Source organism: Streptomyces sp. NBC_01450, assembly GCF_036227505.1.
GTDB lineage: Bacteria > Actinomycetota > Actinomycetes > Streptomycetales > Streptomycetaceae > Streptomyces.
This window is the reverse complement of sequence record NZ_CP109480.1, coordinates 4,578,055-4,595,612: the sequence shown is the minus strand read 5'-3', so window position 1 is coordinate 4,595,612 and position 17,558 is coordinate 4,578,055. Positions and strand designations below refer to the sequence as shown.

Annotated in this window: 15 protein-coding genes; 7 read left to right on the top strand and 8 right to left on the bottom strand. The window is 71.4% G+C overall.

The genetic code is table 11. The features are described from left to right. Window positions 1-16: 16 nt before the first annotated feature. Window positions 17-1,171: a cystathionine gamma-synthase gene (locus OG568_RS20420; RefSeq protein WP_329532624.1), complete on the top strand. Its 1,155-nt coding sequence runs from the start codon at window positions 17-19 to the stop codon at window positions 1,169-1,171. 38 nt (window positions 1,172-1,209) lie between these two features. Here OG568_RS20420 and OG568_RS20415 read toward each other — a convergent pair whose 3' ends face one another. From OG568_RS20415 to OG568_RS20405, 3 genes are all read right to left on the bottom strand, one after another. Next, a complete protein-coding gene (locus tag OG568_RS20415) occupies window positions 1,210-1,458 on the bottom strand; it encodes a hypothetical protein (RefSeq protein ID WP_266436566.1) in 249 nt (82 codons plus the stop codon). Next, window positions 1,455-1,967 (bottom strand): sigma factor-like helix-turn-helix DNA-binding protein, encoded by a 513-nt coding sequence (locus tag OG568_RS20410; protein ID WP_329532623.1) that lies wholly within the window; start codon window positions 1,965-1,967, stop codon window positions 1,455-1,457. Before OG568_RS20410 ends, OG568_RS20415 begins: the two co-directional genes overlap by 4 nt. Before the next feature lie 168 nt (window positions 1,968-2,135). Beyond that, a complete protein-coding gene (locus OG568_RS20405) occupies window positions 2,136-2,639 on the bottom strand; it encodes a MarR family winged helix-turn-helix transcriptional regulator (protein WP_266438056.1) in 504 nt (167 codons plus the stop codon). Between the two features lie 165 nt (window positions 2,640-2,804). On the opposite strand from OG568_RS20405, the gene ilvA reads away from it, so the two are divergent. The 3 genes from ilvA (at window position 2,805) to OG568_RS20390 (ending at window position 6,132) form a co-directional block, all read left to right on the top strand. Next, window positions 2,805-4,034 (top strand): threonine ammonia-lyase, encoded by a 1,230-nt coding sequence (ilvA, locus tag OG568_RS20400; RefSeq protein WP_329532622.1) that lies wholly within the window; start codon window positions 2,805-2,807, stop codon window positions 4,032-4,034. A 197-nt stretch (window positions 4,035-4,231) separates the two neighbouring features. Continuing rightward, entirely contained in the window at window positions 4,232-5,287 is a 1,056-nt protein-coding gene (locus tag OG568_RS20395) for an ATP-binding cassette domain-containing protein (RefSeq protein ID WP_329532621.1), read from the top strand. Beyond that, on the top strand, window positions 5,284-6,132 hold the full coding sequence (locus OG568_RS20390) for an ABC transporter permease (RefSeq protein WP_329532620.1): 849 nt from the start codon (window positions 5,284-5,286) through the stop codon (window positions 6,130-6,132). The genes OG568_RS20395 and OG568_RS20390 overlap by 4 nt, the downstream gene beginning before the upstream one ends. A 105-nt stretch (window positions 6,133-6,237) precedes the next feature. Here the strand turns inward: OG568_RS20390 and greA are convergent, their stop codons facing one another. Both greA and OG568_RS20380 read right to left on the bottom strand, forming a co-directional pair. Next, complete coding sequence (gene greA, locus OG568_RS20385; RefSeq protein ID WP_266436557.1) at window positions 6,238-6,735, bottom strand: transcription elongation factor GreA; 498 nt, start codon at window positions 6,733-6,735, stop codon at window positions 6,238-6,240. Window positions 6,736-6,925: 190 nt separating this feature from the next. Next, the gene (locus OG568_RS20380) at window positions 6,926-7,327 is read right to left on the bottom strand and encodes a DUF4307 domain-containing protein (RefSeq protein WP_266628060.1); all 402 of its coding nucleotides are present in this window, start codon (window positions 7,325-7,327) and stop codon (window positions 6,926-6,928) included. 150 nt (window positions 7,328-7,477) lie between these two features. On the opposite strand from OG568_RS20380, the gene mca reads away from it, so the two are divergent. Both mca and OG568_RS20370 read left to right on the top strand, forming a co-directional pair. Beyond that, the gene (mca, locus tag OG568_RS20375) at window positions 7,478-8,338 is read left to right on the top strand and encodes a mycothiol conjugate amidase Mca (protein WP_266438054.1); all 861 of its coding nucleotides are present in this window, start codon (window positions 7,478-7,480) and stop codon (window positions 8,336-8,338) included. Beyond that, window positions 8,331-8,606: a hypothetical protein gene (locus tag OG568_RS20370; protein WP_385074717.1), complete on the top strand. Its 276-nt coding sequence runs from the start codon at window positions 8,331-8,333 to the stop codon at window positions 8,604-8,606. The genes mca and OG568_RS20370 overlap by 8 nt, the downstream gene beginning before the upstream one ends. Window positions 8,607-8,689: 83 nt before the next feature. On the opposite strand, the gene OG568_RS20365 is transcribed toward OG568_RS20370, so the two are convergent. Genes OG568_RS20365 through OG568_RS20355 form a run of 3 tightly spaced genes read right to left on the bottom strand, consistent with a single transcriptional unit; the run spans window position 8,690 to window position 15,257 of the window. Beyond that, entirely contained in the window at window positions 8,690-10,024 is a 1,335-nt protein-coding gene (locus OG568_RS20365; RefSeq protein ID WP_329532619.1) for a hypothetical protein, read from the bottom strand. Between the two features lie 5 nt (window positions 10,025-10,029). Further along, window positions 10,030-12,021, bottom strand: a complete 1,992-nt coding sequence (locus tag OG568_RS20360) for a tetratricopeptide repeat protein (RefSeq protein ID WP_329532618.1) — start codon at window positions 12,019-12,021, stop codon at window positions 10,030-10,032. Window positions 12,022-12,056: 35 nt separating this feature from the next. Further along, the gene (locus tag OG568_RS20355; protein ID WP_329532617.1) at window positions 12,057-15,257 is read right to left on the bottom strand and encodes an NB-ARC domain-containing protein; all 3,201 of its coding nucleotides are present in this window, start codon (window positions 15,255-15,257) and stop codon (window positions 12,057-12,059) included. A gap of 136 nt (window positions 15,258-15,393) precedes the next feature. On the opposite strand from OG568_RS20355, the gene OG568_RS20350 reads away from it, so the two are divergent. After that, window positions 15,394-17,424, top strand: coding sequence for a thioredoxin domain-containing protein (locus OG568_RS20350; RefSeq protein ID WP_329532616.1), 2,031 nt, complete (start codon window positions 15,394-15,396; stop codon window positions 17,422-17,424). Window positions 17,425-17,558 lie beyond the last annotated feature (134 nt).

Here is a 17,558-nt window from a genome sequence, read left to right as displayed (position 1 = left end):
ACTACGCTCAGGACCCATGAGCGACAGGCACATCAGTCAGCACTTCGAGACCCTCGCGATCCACGCGGGCAACACCGCCGATCCCCTCACCGGCGCGGTCGTCCCGCCGATCTACCAGGTCTCGACCTACAAGCAGGACGGCGTCGGAGGGCTGCGCGGCGGTTACGAGTACAGCCGCAGCGCCAACCCCACCAGGACCGCACTGGAAGAGAACCTCGCCGCCCTGGAGGGCGGTCGTCGCGGCCTCGCGTTCGCGTCCGGACTGGCGGCCGAGGACTGCCTGTTGCGTACGCTGCTCAGCCCCGGCGACCACGTGGTCATCCCGAACGACGCGTACGGCGGCACGTTCCGCCTCTTCGCGAAGGTCGTCTCGCGGTGGGGCGTCGAGTGGTCCGTGGCCGACACCAGCGACCCGGCCTCCGTACGGGCAGCCCTCACGCCGAAGACGAAGGTCGTGTGGGTGGAGACCCCCTCCAACCCGCTTCTCGGCATCACCGACATCGCCGCGGTCGCGCAGATCGCGCGCGAGGCGGGCGCCAGGCTCGTCGTCGACAACACCTTCGCCACCCCCTACCTGCAGCAGCCGCTCGCGCTCGGCGCGGACGTCGTCGTGCACTCGCTGACCAAGTACATGGGCGGCCACTCGGACGTCGTCGGCGGCGCGCTGATCGTCGGCGACCAGGAGCTCGGCGAGGAGCTGGCCTACCACCAGAACGCGATGGGCGCGGTCGCCGGGCCCTTCGACTCCTGGCTGGTGCTGCGCGGCACCAAGACCCTCTCGGTGCGCATGGACCGGCACAGCGAGAACGCCACCAAGATCGCCGACATGCTCACCCGGCACGCGCGCGTGACCCGCGTTCTCTACCCGGGCCTCCCGGAGCACCCCGGTCACGAGATCGCCGCCAAGCAGATGAAGGCGTTCGGCGGCATGGTCTCCTTCCAGGTCGAGGGCGGCGAGGAAGCGGCCGTCGAGGTCTGCAACCGCGCCAAGGTCTTCACCCTCGGCGAGTCCCTGGGCGGCGTGGAGTCCCTCATCGAGCACCCCGGGCGCATGACGCACGCGTCCGCCGCCGGCTCGGCCCTGGAGGTCCCCGCCGACCTCGTCCGCCTCTCCGTGGGCATCGAGAACGTCGACGACCTGCTCCAGGACCTGCAGCAGGCCCTGGGCTGAAGCCGGGTCGGAGCCACCTCATTGGCTCCTCCTCGGGGTCACCAGCCCGTCAGTGGTGGAGTCGTCTGCGACGGCGGCTCCACCCAGGGGCGGGCCACGGACGCCCAGACCACGAAGGCGACGGTCGCGGCGAACAGCAGCAGCCACATCACCCGCCGGGCCAGCGTCCTGCGGCGCAGCATCCGGCTCCCGCGGCGCACGATGTCCGCGTACAGGTCGGGCGGCACGGAGGGCTGCTTCTGCTCCAGCAGCCGCCGTACGGTCGCCTCACGCTCGGGCAGGTTCATGACGGCACCACCTTCGCCATGGCCGGCGCCGGTCCCCGCGGCGGGTGCAGCAGTGTCGTCATCGCCCGGGCGCAGATCGCCCGGACCCGTTCCACGGGGAGCCCGAGCAGGGCCGCCGTCTGTTCCTCGGCGACCCCCTCGTACATCCTCAGGACCAGGATCAGCCGCTCCTGGGGCGTCAGCCGGGCCAGGACGGCGACGGAGCCGGAGGGGGACGGGGAGGGACGGGAGCGCCCCAGGGCCCCGTACTGGTGCCACGCCCCGCGCGCGAAGCGGACGGCCAGCTGCTGGCGGGCCCGGTCGTACGGGTCCTCGCCGCGCAGCCGGTCCCAGGAGGCGTACGTGTGGGCGAGCGCCAGCGTCAGCAGGCGCCGCGCGCGCGGGTTGTCGTTCGGCGGCTCCGCCGTGAGCAGCGTGGCGGCATGCAGCAACCGCCCTGCCGCGCCCGCGACGAACGCTTCGAACTCCCGGGCCCGGCGGGCGCTTAGGAACGCACGCCGTTCTCGCACCACGCCTCCCGATCGAGGGCGACCCTGAAGGGACCAGGGGCCCCGGCCGTGTACGACGGGCCGCACCGCGTGCGACAAGGGCCCGGTCTCATATGAGGCCAGACGCGCCCCCGCGGTCAAGAGTCCGGCGGGCACACACGCGTGAAGGCTCGGGAAGCGGCCGGCGGGTCAGGAAGCCGGCTGCTCCCCCGCCGTGCCCCCCGTGGTGGCCATCCGGGACGAGAGCGCGCCGTTGAAGCGCGTGAGGAGCGCACAGAAGGCCTCGCGCTCCTCCGGCGCCCAATCGTGTGTCAGCTCGGCCATCAACTGCCGCCTGGAGGAGCGCACTTCGTCGAGACGGGACTGCCCGCGCGGCGACAGCTGGAGCACCACGGCGCGCCCGTCCTCGGGGTGCGAGGTCCGCTTGACGAGACCGGTGTCGACCAGCGGCGCCACCTGCCGGGTGACCGTCGAGGAGTCGATGCCCATGCTCGCGGCGAGCGCCTTGACGCCCATCGGGCCTTCCTTGTCGAGGCGGTTGAGCAGCAGGTATGCGGCACGGTCCATGGAGTTGCGGACCTGCCCCACCCCCCCGAGCCGGGTCTGTTCGGCACGGCGCGCGAACAGGGCGACCTCGTGCTGCAGCGTGTCGAGAAGACCGGTGTCACCGACGGTCGTCATGTCCATCGACATTTCTGGTGTTGTGGGCATGGCCGGGGGCTCAATTCATGCGTGGGGAGCTGGGTTGGGGGAAAGGGTACGCGGCCCGGACGCGGGTCGTACCGACGCTGAGTAAAACCGGTCTCGGCCCGTGGTCACACCAGGATCCCTCGGGTGTGAACTGCGAGACTGATGGTCATGAACTACAGCACGGCCGACTCCTTGTCCAAGGTGACTCTGGACGACGTGCGAGGCGCCCAGAAGATGCTCGCGGGCGTGGCGCGGACGACCGCGATGGAGGGCAGCAGGTACCTGTCCCAGCTGGTGGGCGCCCCGGTGCACCTCAAGTGCGAGAACCTCCAGCGCACCGGCTCGTTCAAACTGCGGGGCGCGTATGTGCGGATCGCGGGGCTGCTTCCGGAGGAGCGCGCCGCGGGTGTGGTCGCCGCCAGCGCGGGCAACCACGCGCAGGGCGTCGCCCTCGCCTCCTCGCTGCTCGGCGTGCGCTCCACGGTCTTCATGCCGACCGGCGCCCCGCTGCCCAAGGTCGCGGCCACCCGTGAATACGGCGCCGAGGTGAGGCTGCACGGTCAGGTGGTCGACGAGACGCTGGCCGCCGCCCAGGAGTACGCGGCGGAGACGGGCGCGGTGTTCATCCATCCCTTCGATCACCCCGACATCATCGCGGGTCAGGGCACGGTCGGGCTGGAGATCCTGGAACAGTGCCCGGAGGTGCGCACGATCGTCGTGGGGATCGGCGGCGGGGGGCTGGCCGCGGGCATCGCGGTCGCGGTGAAGGCGCTGCGCCCCGATGTGCGGATCGTCGGCGTGCAGGCGGCGGGCGCGGCGGCGTATCCGCCCTCGCTGGCGGCCGGACGCCCGCTGTCGATCGACAACCCGGCGACGATGGCCGACGGCATCAAGGTCGGACGGCCCGGCGACGTGCCGTTCCGGATCGTCGCGGAGCTGGTGGACGAGGTCCGTACGGTGTCCGAGAGCCACCTGTCGAGCGCGCTGCTGCTCTGTCTGGAGCGGGCCAAGCTGGTCGTCGAGCCGGCCGGAGCGAGTCCCGTCGCGGCGCTGCTGAGCGAGCCCGGGGCCTTCGAGGGCCCGGTCGTCGCGCTGCTGTCGGGCGGCAATGTGGACCCGCTGCTGATGCAGCGCATCCTGCGCCACGGCATGGCCGCGAGCGGCCGCTACCTCGCGGTCACGCTGCGGCTGACGGACCGTCCCGGCGCCCTGGCCACACTTCTCGGGGTGTTGTCAGTGGCGGACGCTAACGTCCTCGATGTGAGTCACGTACGGACCGACCCCCGGCTCGGGCTCACCGAGGTGGAGGTCGAGCTGCACCTGGAGACGAAGGGTCCGGAGCACTGCGCCGAGCTCGGCCGCGCCCTGCGCGAGGCGGGCTACAGGGTCATCGACTGACATCGTCCGAGGCCGGGGCCACCGTCCTCGAAGCTCGGAAAAATCTGTTGAGTAACGCGATACATCGCGTTACGGTGGGTGCCACGCCCAGCTCTCGCCGGGTCTCTCGCTGTGCTCGTCGCAGTCTGTGAGGCGGGACGAGACGGGCAAAGGTAAGCAGTTGCCGTGAAAATTCCCCAACGACGTGGAGAACTCACATGCCAGGCGCCATCTATGCCGAAGGTCTGGTGAAGACCTTCGGTGACGTAAGGGCTCTGGACGGCGTCGATCTCGATGTCCCGGAAGGCACCGTCCTGGGCCTGCTGGGACCGAACGGCGCGGGCAAGACGACCGCCGTCCGCTGTCTGACGACCCTCCTGCGCCCCGACAGCGGCAAGGCGTTCGTCGCGGGCGTCGACGTGCTCAAGCACCCCGACGCGGTACGGCGCAGGGTCGGCCTCTCCGGACAGTTCGCGGCGGTCGACGAGTACCTGACCGGCCGGGAGAACCTCCAGATGGTCGGCCAGCTCTACCAGATGAGGGCGAAGGCCGCGAAGGTCCGCGCGGCCGAGCTCCTGGAACAGTTCAACCTGACGGACGCCGCCGACCGCCCCGCGAAGACGTACTCGGGCGGTATGCGCCGCCGGCTCGACCTGGCCGCCGCGCTGGTCGTCTCACCGCCGGTGATGTTCATGGACGAGCCGACGACCGGCCTCGACCCGCGCAACCGGCAGCAGCTGTGGGAGGTCATCAAGCAGCTGGTCTCCGGCGGTACGACCCTGCTGCTGACCACGCAGTACCTCGAAGAGGCCGACCACCTCGCGCACGACATCTGTGTGGTCGACCACGGCCGGGTCATCGCGCGCGGCACCGCCGACCAGCTCAAGGCGCAGACCGGCGGCGAGCGCGTCGAGGTCGTCGTGCACGAGCGCGAGCACATAGCGACGGCCTCGGAGGTGCTCCGCGGCTTCGGCAAGGGAGAGACGACCGTCGAGGAGCACACCCGCAAGCTCACCGTGCCCGTCACCGGCGGCGCGAAGCTCCTCGCCGAGGTCATCCGCGAACTGGACACCCGCGGCATCGAGATCGACGACATCGGGCTGCGCAGGCCCACGCTCGACGACGTCTTCCTCTCCCTGACCGGACATGTCGCCGAGATGAAGGACGAGGAGAACGGCGTGGCGGGGGACGCGAGGGGCCGCAAGGCGAAGAAGGGCCCCGTGAAGAAGGACCCCGCGGAGAACGAAACCACGCAGACGGAGGCCACGAAGTGAGTGCCGTGACAGACACCGCCCCCGTGGCGGCGACCCCCCAGGGCGCCATCGTCCAGTCCGTGCGCGACTCCCTGGTCATCGCCAAGCGCAACCTGATCAGGATGTCCCGCATCCCGGAGATGTTGATCTTCGGACTGATCCAGCCGATCATGTTCGTGGTGCTGTTCTCGTACGTGTTCGGCGGCTCCATGAACATCGGTGGGACGACGGAGCCGTCCACCTACCGCGAGTTCCTGATGGCCGGCATCTTCGCGCAGACCGTCACCTTCGCCACCGCCGGAGCCGGCGCGGGCATCGCCGACGACATGCACAAGGGCCTCATCGACCGCTTCCGCTCGCTGCCCATGGCGCGCGGCGCGGTCCTGACCGGCCGGACCCTCGCCGACCTGGTGCAGACGGCCCTCACCCTGTTCGTGCTCGCCGTTGTCGGCCTGCTGGTCGGTTGGCGCACCCACACCAACATCGGCGAGGTCCTCGGCGCCTTCGGTCTGCTGCTCCTGTCCGGGTACGCGTTCACCTGGATCGGCGCACTCATCGGTCTCTCCGTGCGCACGCCCGAGGCGGCCACGTCGGGCGGACTGGTCTGGCTCTTCCCGGTCACGTTCATCTCGAACGCGTTCGTGGACTCCAGCAGGTTGCCCTCCTGGTTGCAGCCCGTGGCCGATTGGAACCCCTTCAGCGCCACGGTGCAGGCCTGCCGAAAGCTGTTCGGCAACCCCGGCGTCTCACCGTCGGACACCTGGCCCATGCAGCACCCCGTGTGGGCCTCGCTGCTCTGGTCGGTCCTGATCATCGTCGTATTCCGGACGCTGGCGGTGCGGAAGTACCGCTCGGCGACGGCGTGAAGGTGACGGTGTGATGGCGGTGGTGTGCGGGTGACGGTGGTTGCTCGCGTATGACGATGCCCCCGGCGCGCGGCCGGGGGCATCGTCATGGGGATTGCTCGAGGCTCAGCCCTTGTAGGGCTCGGCCTTGAGGATCTTCACCGAGGCGAGCTTGCCGTTGGGCAGCTCGTACTGGGCGTCCTCGCCGACCTTCTTGCCGTTCACGCCGGAGCCCAGGGGGGACTGGGGCGAGTAGGTCTCGATGTCGGCGCTGGCGTACTCGCGCGAGGCGAGCAGGAAGTCCAGCGTGTCGTCCTCGTCGCCGTCGAAGGCGATGGTGACGACCATGCCGGGGGCGACCATGCCGTCCGCCGCGGGAGCCTCGCCCACCTTGGCGTTCTCCAGGAGCTGGGTCAGCTGGCGCACACGGAGCTCCTGCTTGCCCTGCTCTTCCTTGGCCGCGTGGTACCCGCCGTTCTCGCGCAGGTCGCCCTCCTCGCGCGCGGCCGCGATCTTGGCGGCGATCTCCGTGCGCGCAGGACCAGACAGGTAATCCAGCTCGGCCCTGAGCTGGTTGTACGCCTCCTGGGTCAGCCAGGTGACGTTCTCGCTGGTCTGGGTCACAGGTGCTCCTCGTAGGTACTGGGAATACAAAGCATCGCCCTACCCAGAAGGATGTGCTTTCACGGGTGGGCGAAACCACGAGCCTAACAATTCCGCGGCAGAAGGGGGAGGACATAAGGCATCAGAATTCCGTCAACGCAGGTCAGCGCGTACGCGTCAAGGGTGATGCCGGGGACGGCGGCGGGTGGTGTCAGTCGGCGTGGCAGCCGAGCAGCTCCGCCGTGCCGCCGCGGGCGGTGGTACGGATCGTGACGACCTTGTCGATGCGGGAGGAGTCCTGGTCGAAACGGAAGTCCGCGCGGCCCACCTCGCTGCCGTTGTCGGCCTGCGAGCGCAGGGTGCAGTAGCCGTGGGCGCCCGAGTCCTTGCGCACCTCCAGATGCACCTCGACCGCGTTGTCCGAGACGGCCTTGAAGGTGATCACCTCGGCGCTGATCTTGTTCGAGAAGACGTAGTAGTACGCGAACCAGCCCATCAGGACGAGCAGAGCCACGCCCAGCACACTGCCGATGACCTTGAGTTTCCGGTCCGCGCGCTCGTCCTCGGAGCGGCCGTAGCGACCCTCGGGCAACTGCGTGCTCGCCGTGCTCATGATCGTCCTCTCGGGGAGGGGGTCCCGGAATTATTCGCCCCCCGATTCCGTCACTATAGAAGCCGCCCATCACGCCGAAACACGCCGGGCGCCGACTTGCCGACTGGCCGACTTACTGAGGATCGAGTCTTGACTGACCAGCTGCGACTGATGGCCGTGCACGCCCACCCCGACGACGAGTCGAGCAAGGGCGCGGCCACGATGGCGAAGTACGTGTCCGAGGGGGTGGACGTGCTGGTCGTGACCTGCACGGGCGGGGAGCGCGGCTCCATCCTCAACCCGAAGCTGCAGGGCGACAAGTACATCGAGGAGCACATCCACGAGGTACGCAAGAAGGAGATGGACGAGGCCCGCGAGATCCTCGGCATCAAGCAGGAGTGGCTCGGATTCGTGGACTCCGGCCTTCCGGAGGGCGACCCGCTGCCGCCGCTGCCCGAGGGCTGCTTTGCGCTCGAGGACGTGGACAAGGCGGCCGGAGAGCTGGTCAGGCAGATCCGCTCGTTCCGTCCGCAGGTGATCACCACGTACGACGAGAACGGTGGTTATCCGCACCCCGACCACATCATGACCCACAAGATCTCGATGGTGGCGTTCGAGGGGGCGACGGACACCGAGAAGTACCCGGAGTCCGAGTACGGCCAGGCGTTCCAGCCGCAGAAGCTCTACTACAACCAGGGCTTCAACCGCCCGCGCACCGAGGCGCTGCACAACGCCCTCCTTGAGCGCGGTCTGGAGTCGCCGTACGGGGACTGGCTGAAGCGGTGGTCGGAGTTCGAGCGCGCCGAGCGCACGCTGACCACGCATGTTCCGTGCGCGGAGTTCTTCGAGATCCGTGACAAGGCGCTGATCGCGCACGCCACGCAGATCGACCCCGACGGCGGCTGGTTCAAGGTCCCCATGGAGATCCAGAAGGAGGTCTGGCCGACCGAGGAGTACGAGCTCGCCACCTCTCTGGTCGACACTTCCCTCCCCGAGGACGACCTCTTCGCGGGCATCCGCGACAATGCCTGACATGAGCGCAAGCCTGGCACTGACGCACCTCGTCCCCCTCGCCAAGGAGGTCGACGAGAACAAGGTCACCCCCGGCGTCCTCGGCTTCATCGTCTTCGCGGCGTTGGCCCTGGCGGTGTGGGGCCTGATGAAGTCCATGAACCGGCACATGGGGAAGGTCACCTTCGAGGAGGACCCGGAGCAGCCCAAGAAGGGCGTTGCGGCCTCCGGCAAGGGGAGCGGCCCCGGTGCCGGTCCCGGCGGGAAGGCCTCGCCCGCCAAGGGCTGAGGGCTCAGGGCCGAGGGCGGTGCGCGGGCTCCGGTCGTGGGTGGCCGGAGTGCGTACCCACGGCACCGCCCGCCCCTGCGGTCCTACGGCGGTCCTACGGCGGCCCGCTCCAGCCTGCTGTCCATGCCGCACTGCAGGGCGTACGCGAGGCCGAGCGGGTTGCTCCACACGTCGGCGAAGTGTCGGGCGAGCCCGTGGACGATCTCGCCCGCGGTCTCCCGCCCGCCGAGATAGCGGGTGATGTACGCGTGGGCGTACTCGGCGGCGAACAGCCGTGGCATCTCGATCTGGGGCCCCAGCACCCCGCCCGCGCCCGCCTCGATGAGCGCGCCGCCCAGGCGTGCCGGCTCGGCGTCGGCGGGCAGCCCGGCGTAACAGGCGTTGAGGAACACCAGGGGACGTCGCGGGAGCGGGGGTTCGGCGACGCCGCGCTCGGTGAGGACCGTACGGACGTCGATGTCCTTGTGGTCGCTCAGCCGTACGGCGAACAGCGGGGCGCTGTCGTCGGGGACGGGTCTGAAGTGCCCGTGGCACCAGAAGTACATCAGCTGCTCGTCGAGCCCGCCGGAGCGCAGGGCGCCCAGCAGTTCGTCGCACCGGGTGCGTTCGACGCGGACGGTGCCGGTGGCGAGGGCGCTCTCGACCTCGGCGGCCCGGGTGGCGCCCTCCGGGTCGATGCCCTGGTCGTGATTGAGGCTCACCACCGGTAACGGGGGCGGCAGCCGGGCGTGCTCGTTGTCGGCGGGGTCCAGGAGGTCCGGGAGGGCCGGGAGGCTCGGGTGGTGGCCACCGGTCTGCTCGATCTGGTGCCGGTAGCCGAGGAAACGGCGGAAGGCGTCGCCGACGGGGCCTCCGGGCCCGCTCGCGGTGTCCTCGGGCAGCGCGAGCATCGGCCAGGGCAGGACCAGGTCGGAGTCGACGCGGATGCGCAACGGCTCCTCGCGGCTCAGCGCGCCGGTCAGGATCTCGCCGAAGCGCCGGGTGCCCTGGCCGCCGTCGCCGAGGAGTTCCCCGTACAGCAGATGGGAGCCCTGGCGGGCGAGCTCCTCGAGGATCCCGCGCAGCTCCTCCCGGGGCTCGGCGGTGAGATCCGGGCAGGTGGCGTACGGGAAGTAGGGGCGGCCCCCGACCGGGATCCCGCGTCCGTCGACGGGCTGGAAGTCGACCAGCTCCCGTTTCCACAGCGCCCGCAGATGCGCTGCGGCGGCAATGACGGCGGCCGGCTTCACATTCAGCTTCAGCGCGTGCTCGGTCGCGGACGGGGGCGCCGCCGGGCCGTACATCCGGGCCCTGATGTGGTCGTCGGCGTGGGCGTCGAGGGCGAGGACCAGGTCCGGGTGGCGGACGGTGAGGTCCGGGCGGCGGGTGAAGCCGCGGCTGGGGTCCTGGACGACCTGGGTGAGAAGTTCGCGGGCCATCGGGCTCAGGCCCTCCGTGCGGATGCGGGGCGGGGCGCGGTGGGCCGGTGCGGCCTCGGATCGGACGGGACCACGTCGATCTCGGCCTCGACCTGCTGGAGGACGGTCCCGGTGGCGGGATCCTCGACGGTGAAACGCAGCCGGTGCGAGCCGGGGCGGTGCGGGGTGAAGCGGAACTCCGCGCCGTGGGACCCCGCGCCGTAGGACTTCGCACCGACGACGGGGACGGCGTACGCGGGGTCGATCTCCGCGTGGCCGAGGGGGGTCGCGCGGGCCGTGAGCGGGGGAAGCGGGGCGGTGGACCACGGATGCGCGGGCCCGGGCACGACCTGGAGGGCGATACGGGCGGGCACGTCCGGGACGGGCACCTCGTCGAGCAGGGTCAGCCGGACGTGGGCCCTGGAGTCGTCCGGGCGGTCGCGGTCGCCGGGGCGGGGGAAGTCGGGGCGGGGTTCGGGCTGGGTGTCGCGGGCGGCGCGCGGGATCAGCGGATCGCCTGCCTCGGTCCATTCCACCGCGTCCAGCAGGGCGGCGGGGTAGCGGCAGGCCAGTTCGTACGGCGGCTCGCCGTCCGGGGGCGGTCCGGCTTCGGCGAGGTCCACCCAGGCCTCGCCCGCCTCGTCGCCGATCCCATGGAACACATGGCGGATCTCGGCCGCCCAGTCGCCGTTCAGGAAGCGGCGGGCGGGGGAGCGGAGCGCGTACTCGAGCATGGTCCAGGCCCGCCCGTGCGGGCAGTCCGCCTCTTCGAAGAGCGCCAAGGCCCTCTCGAACAGCCGGTCCGCCTCGCGCCGGCGCTCGTCCGGCCCGTCCGCGCCGTCCGTCCCGTCCGTCCCGTCCGCACGGGTCAGGGTCAGTGCGTGGTGGTGCAGTGTCCAGGCCGTCCCGAGCCGGTCGGAGACCTCATGGAAGCGGCGTAGGACGTCCGTGAACTCCTGCTGCCAGGGGAAGCCGGGTTCGTCCGCCCGCGCCACGGTCCACCACAGGTGCGCCCAGGCGGCGCCGCGCCGGTCGCCCGCGCGCTCGTGCAGCCGACGCGCCTCGGCGAGGGCTTCCGGGGCCGGGGCGCCCGACCGAGTGGCCAGCCGCGCGAGTTCGCCGCTCGCCCACGCCACGCCCCGCGCCTCCCCGACCGCCCGGAACGCCTCCCGCGCGGAGTGCAGCAGTCTCCGCGCGTCCTCGGTCCGGCCGCGTAATCGGCACATCCGCCCGTACAGGAAGACGGTCCACGCCTCGCCGTGCCGGTCGCCGCCGACCTGGTAGGCCTCCACGGCTCGCCTCAGCAGCGGTCCTGCCGCGCGCGGATCTCCCCGGTCGCAGTGCACGGCGGCCCGGGTGAGCAGCGCCCGGCCGTCGGCGCGCCGGTCGGAGGGGAGGGCGCGGAGGTGCTGGTCGGCCTCGCCGAGACGGCCCCCGCGGTGGGCGGTGACGGCCCGTTCGAGGAGGGCCGTGTGGTCGTCGGGGGCGTGGGCCGACGGTGGAGCGGCGCCCTCCTGGGCGTCCGCCGAGCCCACCAGCAGGAAGGACTCCGACTCGGCGAAGACGCTGATCAGGCCGGCGAGGAGGGACCCGTCCGCCGTCCCGGTGGGGATCGCGTCCATCGTGCCGCTGGGGATTTTGTCCGTCGTCCCGGCCGGGACTCCGTCCACCACCACGACGCAGGGATGCGCGACGAACACGCCCCGGCAGGCCTCGACGACGCGGTCCGCCGCCTCGCCCGGCGTCCGCACGGCCGGCTCGGCGAGTGCCTCCCGGGCCGCCTCCCCGCACGCCTCCAACAGGCGTGACAGCACGACCTCGGACGACCACTCCCCGGAGTCCGCCGCCACCCGTACGCGGTACACCGGAAGCCCCGTCTCGTCGGCGACCTCTCGTGCGAGTACGTTGAGAAACGCGGACGGGTCCGAGCCGGGTCCGCCGGTCACCACGAGGAGCCGTCTGGCCAGCAACTCCCTTCGCGCCGCAGCGAGTTCACGCGTGCGCCCGACGAACGACACCGAAGTCCCCCTCGTACCCCACCATCCCCACCGCGCTAGCGCGCCGCGGTCACCGGCACCCCCATGACCTCCCGGGCATGCCGGTTCGGCACCATTCTCAGGCGCCAAGCCTGCCATCCCGCGTCCAGGTCGACCCCCCGTTCCAGCAAGAGCTGGTACGCCTCCACGTAGTCGTCGAGTTTTCCGTCGCGCAGCGGATGGCCGGTGCGGGAGAGCTGCGCCAGTTCCTCCTGGGCGACGGCGCTGCCCACTTCGAGGCCGCCAGGGGAGGCGTACGGCAGAAGGGTGCACCTCAGGAACCTGGCCCAGTCCTCGCCGCGCCGGTCGCCGTACGAGGCGAACAGGCCCGCCGCCTCGTCGCACAGGGCGAGGGCCCCCGGCGTACGGGCGTTGCCGGCGTCGACCACCGCGAGCTCCAGGCAGGTCCACGCCTCGCCGTGGGCCACGCCGATGCGCTGGAAGTCGGCGCGCGCGTCCACCAGGAGTTGGCGGGCGAAGCCCGAGTTGCGCAGGGAACCGGTCTGAGCGGCCCGTTGGTCGCGGGTCACGCGCGCCGAGTGATGGCGGGCGCAGGCGAGCCCGTACACGTCCCGCATCCGGGAGAACATCGTGCGGGAGCGCTCGAGTTCACGGACCGCCTGGTCGAGATTGCCGGTCTCCTCCAGGGCCTGGCCCAGGTAGTAGACCGTCCATGCCTCGCCGCGCGCGTCCTCGTTCTCCCGGTGCCGGGAGACCGCCTGGCGCAGACCGTCGACCGCGGTGGAGGGGTCGCCGTCGACGAGGCGGGCGCGGGCGAGCTGGGTCAGGGCCCAGGCCTCGCCTCGGGCATCGCGTGTACGGCCGTACAGGTCGAGGGCGTCACGCAGTTCCCGTTCCGCGCGCGGCACGTCGCCCATCCGCAGGCCGAGCTGGCCGAGCTGGAAGTGGGCCCACGCCTCGCCGTGCACGGACTCGCCCTCGCGGTGCAGGACCAGGGCCTCGGTGAGCAGGTTCAGGGCGAGGGCGACATGGCCCCGGTCGCGCTCCACGGCGGCCAGCGCGTGCATCGTCCAGGCGCGGTCCGTCGCCAGCTCGGGGGAGGCCTGCAGGTCCATGGCCTCCTGGAGCTTGGCGGCCGCGTCGGTGAGGTTGCCCTGGTGGTGGAGGGTGATGCCCAGGGAGCCCAGGGCCCGGGCCGCGCCCGCGTCGTGGTGCGCCTCGAAGTAGAGGTTCACCACGGAGGACAGGGTGGTGTGGGCCTTGTCCAGTTCGCCGAGCTGGCGGGCCGCGATGCCGGTGCGCCACTGCACCGAGCGCACCAGCAGGCCCTGGTCGACGGCCTGCGTCAACTCGCTGATCTCGCCCAGGCGGTAGAGGTCGCCGCGCAGCAGGCAGTAGTCGCACAGGGCGCCGAGCAGGTTCAGTACGGCCGCTTGGTTCACGCCTTCCGCCTGGCGCAGGGCCGCCGTGATGAAGCTCGACTCGTCGTCCAGCCAGCGCAGGGCCGCGTCGAGGGAGGTGAAGCCGTGCGGTCCGAACTGATCCGCCCGGGTCGACGTCTTGCCGTCGACCAGGCGGATCACCGAGTCGGCCAGCTCCGCGTAGTTCACGATCAGGCGCTCCTGCGCCGCCGTCCGCTCGGCCGGCTCCTCCTCGTCCAGCAGCCGTGCCTGGGCGAAGGCCCGGACGAGGTCGTGCAGCCGGTAGCGGCTGCCGCGGACGTGGTCGATCAGGCCCGCCTGGGCGAGCGCGGTCAGGTGGCGGGTGGCCTCCTGCTCGTCCGTCGCCAGCAGGGAGGCCGCCGCGGCGGCGCCGAGCGAGGCGCGGCCCGCCAGCGCCAGTCGGCGCAGCAGCCGCCGCGCCGCGTCGGTCTGGTCCGTGTAGCGCAGCCACAGCACGCGCTCGACCGGCTCCACGGGGCCGTACGCGCCGAGGCCGGAGGCCAGTTGGCGCGGGGTGCGCGGGCCGAGGGAGGAGCCCGCGATGCGCAGGGCGAGGGGGAGACTGCCGCACAGCTCCCGCACCTGGTCGCAGGCTTCGGCGTCGTACGGGTCCGGCTTCTCCTGGGCCACCGCGTTCAGCAGTTCCTCGGCGCCCGCCGCGTCCAGCGCCTCGACCGGGAGCTGGTGCACCCAGGCGGGGAGGTCGGCGGGCAGGTCGAGCGGTTTGCGGGCCGTGACCAGGACCAGGCTCTCCGAGCGCTCGGGGACCAGGGTGCGGACCTGCTCGGCGTCGCTCGCGTCATTGAGCACGATCGTGACCGGCAAGCCCGTCAGGTGCTGGTGGTACAGCTCGCTGAGGCGTCTGACCTGCTGGTCCTGCGAGGAACGCTCACGGAAGAGGAGCTGCTCGCGGGGTGCGCCGAGCCGGTTGAGGAGGTGGAGCATGGCGTCGCGGGTGGTGAGGGGCGGCTCCTCGGTGCTGTCGCCGCGCAGGTCCACCACGCACGCACCGCGGAACTGGTCCTTCAGGCTGTGCGCCGCCCGGATCGCGAGGGTGCTGCGGCCGGAGCCGGGGGCGCCGTGCAGGACGACCACGGTCGGCTTCGTCTCGGTGCTGGCGCGGGCCGCGTGCACCCACTGCGCCACCCGGGACAGCTCGGTCCGGCGCCCGGTGAACGGGTCGGCCGGCTCGGGAAGCTGCCCGAACGACTGCTCCAGTACGTTGCGTCTGCGGGCGGCGGCGCTCTTGTCGGTGCGCCGCAGCTGGGGCGCGCCCTGTTTCGCAGCCGCGGAGGCGATGATGACCCGCTGCTGGTCGAGGAAGGGCCGGATTCCCCGTACCTCCAGCGCCGTCAGCCACTGGAGCCGCAACTGTTCCGGACCGCCCGGCTGGCCCAGGGCTCCCGCCCGGCGGCTCGCGGCGGGTACGTGCGAGGCGGTCACCTTGAGCACGGTGGCCGCCGCGCCCACCACGGCGACGGTCGCCCCCACGCCGACGGCCGTTCCGGCGCCCGTGCCCAGCGCCAGGTCCGCCGAGCAGGCGGCGACGGCGGCAACCACCGCCACCAGCAGGGGAGTTCCGGCGCCCTCGCGGGCGTACCGCTGCCCGAACGTCAGCTGCCCGGCATCCGCCTCGTCCAGAGCGCGGGTGTACGCCGCGTACTCGTCGGCGGCCGCCTCAGCCATGGTGTCGAGCGCGGCCCGGGCCCGCGAGAGCAACACGGCTCCGTCGCCGCGCCCGCCCGAGCGCCGCACCTCTTCCTCCACGGCCCGGGTCAACAGCCGCTCGGCTTCCGCCCGATGGCCTTCCCGCATGTCACGTCCCCCTCCAGCGGCAACTCCTTTGATTTCCAGTGTCCTTCGTGGGGGGCGTGAGCGCGAGGGCGCGACGCGATCAATGGGTGGTTGCGCCCGGCGCGTCAGGGGCCGGGTACTGCGGCAGGATGGACCCATGCCGAACCGACTGGCCCACGAGACGTCCCCCTACCTGCTCCAGCACGCCGACAACCCCGTCGACTGGTGGCCCTGGTCGGCCGAGGCCTTCGAGGAGGCGCGGACGCGGGGTGTGCCCGTGCTGCTCAGTGTCGGGTACAGCAGCTGTCACTGGTGTCATGTCATGGCTCACGAGTCCTTCGAGGACGAGGCGACCGCGGCCTACCTCAACGAGCACTTCGTCAGCGTCAAGGTCGACCGTGAGGAGCGGCCCGACGTCGACGCCGTCTACATGGAGGCCGTGCAGGCCGCCACGGGGCAGGGCGGGTGGCCCATGACCGTGTTTCTCACGCCGGAGGCCGAGCCCTTCTATTTCGGGACGTACTTTCCGCCCGCGCCCCGGCACGGCATGCCGTCGTTCCGGCAGGTGCTGGAGGGGGTGCGCGGGGCCTGGACCGATCGGCGGGACGAGGTCGCCGAGGTCGCGGGGAAGATCGTGCGGGATCTCGCGGGGCGGGAGATGAGCTTCGGGGACGATCGGGTGCCGGGGGAGGAGGAGCTGGCGGGGGCGCTGCTCGGGCTCACCCGGGAGTACGACGCCTCGCGCGGCGGCTTCGGGGGCGCGCCCAAGTTCCCGCCGTCCATGGTGATCGAGTTCCTGTTGCGGCACCACGCCCGGACCGGTTCCGAGGGTGCTCTCCAGATGGCGCGGGACACCTGTGAGCGGATGGCGCGGGGCGGGATCTACGACCAGTTGGGCGGGGGGTTCGCGCGGTACTCCGTTGATCGCGAGTGGGTTGTGCCCCACTTTGAGAAGATGTTGTACGATAACGCGCTTTTGTGTCGTGTCTATGCGCATCTCTGGCGTTCGACCGGCTCCGAGCTGGCCCGTCGTGTCGCCCTCGAGACCGCCGACTTCATGGTGAGCGAACTGCGCACGAACGAGGGCGGGTTCGCCTCCGCGCTCGATGCCGACAGCGATGACGGGACGGGCAAGCACGTCGAGGGCGCGTATTACGTGTGGACCCCGCAGCAGCTCCGCGACGTTCTTGGTGAGCAGGACGCCGAACTGGCCGTGCGGTACTACGGGGTGACGGAGGAGGGGACCTTCGAAGAGGGGGCGTCCGTGCTGCAACTTCCGCAGCAGGACGGGGTGTTCGATGCGGAGAGGGTTGCGGGCATGCGCCGTCGGCTGCTCGCCGCGCGGGCCGAGCGGCCCGCTCCGGGGCGCGATGACAAGGTCGTCGCCGCCTGGAACGGGCTCGCCGTCGCCGCCCTCGCGGAGACCGGCGCCTACTTCGACCGTCCCGACCTCGTGGACGCCGCGATCGCCGCCGCCGATCTCCTCGTACGGCTGCACATGGACGACCGCGCACGGCTGTCCCGTACCAGCAAGGACGGGCAGGTCGGGGCCAACGCGGGGGTGTTGGAGGACTACGCGGACGTCGCCGAGGGGTTCCTCGCGCTGGCCTCCGTCACCGGGGAGGGGGTGTGGCTGGAATTCGCCGGCTTCCTGCTGGACCAGGTGATCGTGCAGTTCGCCGATCCCGAGTCCGGGGCGCTGTACGACACCGCGGCCGACGCCGAGCGGCTCATCCGCCGGCCCCAGGACCCCACCGACAACGCTACGCCCTCCGGCTGGAGCGCGGCCGCCGGCGCCCTGCTGAGCTATGCCGCCCAGACCGGCGCCGCACCCCATCGGACGGCCGCCGAAAGGGCGTTGGGCGTCGTGAAGGCGCTCGGGCCGCGCGCTCCCCGTTTCATCGGCTGGGGGCTCGCGGTGGCGGAGGCGCTGCTCGACGGGCCGCGTGAGGTCGCGGTCGTGGGGCCCGACGGGCATCCCCTGACCAAGGCCCTGCACCGGACGGCGCTGCTCGGTACCGCGCCGGGTGCCGTGGTCGCCGTAGGCGCTCCGGAGAGTGACGAGCTGCCGCTCCTCGTCGACCGCCCCCTCGTCCAGGGCGAACCGGCCGCGTACGTCTGCCGTAACTTCACTTGTGACGCCCCGACGACCGATCCCGACCGGCTTCGCACGGCTCTGAGCGGCTGAAACGCAGATCATCCGCCTGTTCATCAACTGGTTGAAACGCGATGACTGTTCGAATTGTTCAGCAAATGATCCGACTGTGATGAAACATGCTCTTCACCAGAACAGCCTGCGCGCTTCACAGTTCACCCATAGTC